The sequence below is a fragment of the Roseomonas sp. 18066 genome (assembly GCF_902706185.1).
Lineage (GTDB): Bacteria > Pseudomonadota > Alphaproteobacteria > Acetobacterales > Acetobacteraceae > Pseudoroseomonas.
The window spans coordinates 1-4675 of sequence record NZ_CACSJM010000258.1; the positions used below are offsets into that span (position 1 = coordinate 1).

5 protein-coding genes are annotated in these 4675 nt (G+C 72.7%); all 5 read right to left on the reverse strand.

All coding sequences use genetic code 11. The annotated features are described in order from the left end of the window. Nucleotides 1-791, reverse strand: a 791-nt coding sequence (mepA, locus tag GVN67_RS28150) for a penicillin-insensitive murein endopeptidase (RefSeq protein ID WP_235035593.1), incomplete at its 3' end; no start/stop codon positions are given. Between the two features lie 3 nt (nt 792-794). Beyond that, nucleotides 795-1076, reverse strand: coding sequence for a hypothetical protein (locus GVN67_RS28155; RefSeq protein ID WP_160000618.1), 282 nt, complete (start codon nt 1074-1076; stop codon nt 795-797). 108 nt (nt 1077-1184) lie between these two features. Next, nucleotides 1185-2558, reverse strand: a complete 1374-nt coding sequence (locus GVN67_RS28160; protein ID WP_160000619.1) for an HlyD family type I secretion periplasmic adaptor subunit — start codon at nt 2556-2558, stop codon at nt 1185-1187. Next, entirely contained in the window at nt 2555-4321 is a 1767-nt protein-coding gene (locus GVN67_RS28165; protein ID WP_160000620.1) for a type I secretion system permease/ATPase, read from the reverse strand. Before GVN67_RS28165 ends, GVN67_RS28160 begins: the two co-directional genes overlap by 4 nt. A gap of 5 nt (nt 4322-4326) precedes the next feature. After that, nucleotides 4327-4675 (reverse strand): hypothetical protein (locus GVN67_RS28170; protein WP_160000621.1); only part of this gene is annotated, 349 nt, incomplete at its 5' end.

Below are 4675 nucleotides of genomic sequence, written 5' to 3' on the forward strand. Positions count from 1 at the left end.
GGCGGCTGCCGCGCCTCGGCCGAGAACCACCAGTCCAGGCTGGCGTCGCAGCCATTGCCGGCCGGCACCGGCGCCTGGTCCTGGCAATCGCCCTGGCCGGGCGGGCAGCGCAGGCGGATGTGGAAATGCTCGTCATGGCCGCGCCAGGGCCGCAGCTTGCGCAGCCAGGCGGCCTCGGGCTGCTGCCGGCAGATCGCCTGCTTGATCGCCGGATTGACGAAGAGGCGGTCGATGCCGGGATGCTCGGCGGCCAGGCGCAGCAGCGCGACATGGGCGCGGGTGAACTGCGCCGGGTCGATGTCCATCCCGTCGGCGCGGACCAGGGAGGCGACCGGGACCTGCTCGCGCTGCGCCGGGGTCAGGGCGGGCTTCGGGCGCAGGTCGAACCAGATATCGGCATCCAGCCCGATCTGGTGGCTGGAATGGCCCCAGGGCATCGGCCCGCCGCGCGGCTGGCCGAGGTCGCCGTACCAGAGCGTGGGCAGCCCCACCGCCTGGGCCCGCTGGCCGAGGTCGCGCAGATAGGCGGTCAGCGCCGGATGGCCCCAGAAGCGGTTGCGCGACAGGCGGACCATCTGGAAGCCGGGGCCTGAATCGGGCATGGCCTCGGCGCCACCGATGCAGCCCAGCCCATGGCCGCCCACCACATGCGGCGCGCCGGGCGAGGGGGCGCGCGCCGCCGCCCAGGGCGAGGCCCGTGGCGGATCGGCGGCGAGCGCGGCGGTGGCGGCGCCGAGCAGCGCCAGCCCCGCCAGCAGGGCGCGGCGGGCGCCCTCAGCCAGGCCAGCCAAGGCTCAGCCGGAGAAGCGGAAGGAGCCGGGGACCGCCTCGGGCTCCGGCTTGACGTCGGTCGCGGCATTGCTCTGCTGCGCCTGCTTCACCTTGGCGTCGATCTGCTTCAGCAGGGTCAGCAGGCCATTGGCGAAGGCCGGCAGCTGCACCACGGGAATCATCAGCTGGCCGCAGGCCACCGGCTTGCCGTCGGCGCCGGTCTGCGCCAGGCCGATCCGGGTGACGCCGTAATTCACGCTGGCTTCCAGGATGCCGTCGGCGAAGAGCACGGGCTGGTCGGGCATCGGGCGGGATTCTCCTCGGAGGGGACCAGGGCAGCCCCCTCAAGGGGGCCATCCTGGCCGCTCCGCGCCTCCCAGGCAAATTTCCTCAGCCCAGGGAGGTGAAGAAAGTCACTGCTCGCGGAAGGCGCGGTGGAAGCTGTCGAGCACCGGCTGCATCATGTAGCGGAAGAAGGAGCGGCTGCCGGTCTGGATCTGCGCCTCGACCGGCATGCCCGGCCGCAGCTCGACATGGTCCAGGCGGCTGATCTGGTCCTGGTCGATGACGATCTGCACGCGGTAGTGGCTGGCCCGCGTCCGCTCGTCGGTGGTGACGTCGCTGGCCACGAAGGTGACCTTGCCGTCCAGGAAGGGCACCAGCCGCTGCTTGAAGGCGGGCAGCCGCACCTCGGCCAGCAGGCCGGGATAGACCACGTCGATGTCGTTGGGCGACAGCTGCACCTCGGCCACCAGCCGGTCGGTGGAGGGCACCAGCTCCATCACCGGCTCGCCGGGGCGGACCACGGCGCCGATGTTGAAGAACTTGCTGCCCAGGATGACACCGTCCTCGGGCGCGAGGATCTCCCGCCGGGTGGCGATGTCGCGGGCGGCGCGCAGCTTCTCGGCGGTCTCGTTCAGCCGGGTGCTGTTCTCGCGCGCCTCGGTGGAAATCTCCGACAGGCGCTGGTCGCGGGTCTGGCGCATCTGGTTGCGCGCCTCCTCGGCCGAGGCGCGGGAGCGCTCCACCTGGCCGTTGAGGTCGACCATGTTGCCCTCGAGCGAGGCGACGTTGCGCTGCAGGGAGAGCAGCCGCGGCATGCGCTCCAGCCCCTGGCGGACCAGGTCGACGACGCTGGCCTCCTCGCGCTTGATCAGGTCAAGCTGGCGGCGCTGGCTGTCGATCTGGCCATGGGCGGAGCTGGCGGCGGCCTCGTGCTGGGCGATGCGCGCCTCCAGCACCATCAGCGAGCTCTGCAGGTTGGTCTGCCGGGCGGCGAAGAGGGTGCGCTGGCCGGTCATGATCTCCTGCACCCGGACATCGCTGCTGGCCAGCATCTCGGCCGGGAAGCGGATGTCGGCGGCGCCGGCGGCCTCGGCGACCAGCCGCGCCTCGGAGGCCTTCAGCGCCCAGTGCTGCGCCTGCAGCGCCTCGAAGCTGCTGCCGGACTGCACCTCGTCGAGCCGCATCAGCACCTGGCCGGCCTTCACCCGGTCGCCGTCGCGCGCCATGATCTCGCGCACGATGCCGCCTTCCAGGTGCTGGATGGTCCGCCTGCTGCCCTCGGAGCGGATCTGGCCGGGGGCGATCGCCGCCTCGGCCAGCGGCACGGTGAAGGACCAGGCCGCGAAGCCGCCGACGAACAGCGCCGTCGCCGCCAGGCCGAAGAGCAGCGTGCCGCGGGTGCGCGGGCGCGAGGCCTCGGGCGCCAGGTCGGGGGCGACCGGCGGCAGCGCGGTGATCGGGCGGTCGAGGGCACCGCCCTGGGGCGTCGTGGTGATGCTCATGCGGCACCTCCGGGCTGGCTGGCGAGACGGGGCGTGGGCTGGGCCGCCGGGATTTCCGCCGGGCGCGGGCCCATCAGGCGCTTCAGCACCTCGGCACGGGGGCCGAACATCTCGACGGCGCCGTCCTTGAGCAGCAGCACCTTGTCGACATTCTGCACCAGCTGCGGCCGGTGGGAGACCAGCACCACGGTGCAGCCATTGGCCTTCAGCCCGTCCAGCGCCTTCTGCAGCGCCGCCTCGCTGTCGCCGTCCAGGTTGGAATTGGGCTCGTCGAGCACCACCAGCTTGGGCTGGCCGAACAGCGCGCGGGCCAGGCCCAGCATCTGCCGCTGGCCGCCCGACAGGTGCTGGCCGCCATCGCCGATCTCGGTGTCGTAGCCGGCGGGCAGGCGCAGGATCATGTCATGGCAGCCGGCCAGCTTGGCGGCGGCGAAAACATCCTCCGGCGAGGCGTCGCCCATGCGGGCGATATTGGCGAAGACCGTGCCGTCGAACAGCTCGACATCCTGCGGCAGGTAGCCGACATGACGGCCGAAATCCTCGCGCTTCCAGGTGTAGACATCGGCGCCGTCGAGGCGGACCGAGCCGGCGGAGGGCGCCAGCGTGCCGATCAGCAGCCGGATCAGCGTGGTCTTGCCGGCGGCCGAGGGGCCGATGATCGCCAGGCTCTCGCCGGCGGTCAGCGCGAAGCTGACGCCCTTGATGATCGGCACGTTCTGGCCGGGCAGGCCGAAGGTGACGCGCTCGGCGGCGAGCTTGCCGGTGGGGTCGGGCAGCGGCAGGCCGGGCGGGCGCAGCCGCGGCATGGCCAGGAAGGTGGACAGGCGCTGCAGCGCCTGGCGGGCCTGGACCAGCCCCTTCCAGCCGCCGATCAGCTGCTCCACCGGGGCCAGCGCCCGGCCCATGATGATCGAGCCGGCGATCGAGGCGCCCGAGGTCAGCTGCTGCTGCAGCACGAGATAGGCGCCGACGCCGAGGATGGCGAGCTGCACGGCCAGGCGGAAGAATTTCGTCAGCGACAGCAGGATCGCCGCCCGGTCGGCGGCCTGCTCCTGCGGGGCGACGGTCTCGGCGACGCCGGCGCGCCAGCGGCGCATCACGGCGGGCATCATGCCCATGCTGTCGATGACCTCGGCGTTGCGGCTGAGCGCATCGACGCGGCGCTGGCCGGCCATGGCCGAGGTATTGGCCTTCTTCAGCAGGTTCGAGGTGGTGACCTCGTTCAGCAGCGTCAGGATGAACAGCAGCACCGCGCCGCCGAGGGCGATCAGGCCCATGACGGGATGCAGCAGGAAGATCGCGGCCAGGTAGATCGGCACCCAGGGCACGTCATAGACGGCCAGCGCCCCGGGCGAGGCCAGCCAGGAGCGGCAGAAGCCCAGGTCGCGCAGCGCCTCCATCCGGTAGGGGCGGCCGCGCAGCTGGGATTCCAGCCCGCGCTCGAAGCCCTCGGGGGCGACGCGCGCCTCGATCCAGGCGGCGCAGCGCTGCATGACACGGCCACGCACCGCTTCCAGCACCGCCAGCAGGGCGAGCGCCGACACGGCGATCAGGGTCAGGAACAGCAGGGTGTCCAGGCTGCGGGTGGCCAGCACCCGGTCGAAGACCTGCATCATGTACAGCGAGACGGTCAGCTGCAGCAGGTTGACCATGCCGCTGAACAACCCGACGGCGATGAACTCGCGGCGGCAGGCGCTGATGGCGCGCGACAGCGGCGTCGGTTCCTGCTGGCCGGGCATGGCCTGGCGCGGGGCGAGGGCCATGGCGGTCAGCCCAGCCCGGGCAGGCGGTGCAGCCAGCCGGCGGCCAGCGCGACCCAGGTCAGCCCGCCGGCCAGCAGCGTGCCGACGAAGCCCGCCACCACCAGGGTGACGAAGCCGGGCGGCGAGCGCGTCCCGGCCAGGGCGCCGCGCACGGCCTCCTGGCGGATCGTCTCGGCATGGTTGTGCAGGTGGCGGAAGGACCAGTCGCCCAGCAGCTTGTCGGCCTCGGCGCGGCGCTGCGGCAGGCGGGCTTCGGCGGGGGTGTCGCCGGCCTCCTGCGCCAGGGCGAAGGCGAGCAGCGCGGTCACCCGGTCGCCGCCGGGGGCCTGGGCCAGGTCGCGATAGGCCGGGGGC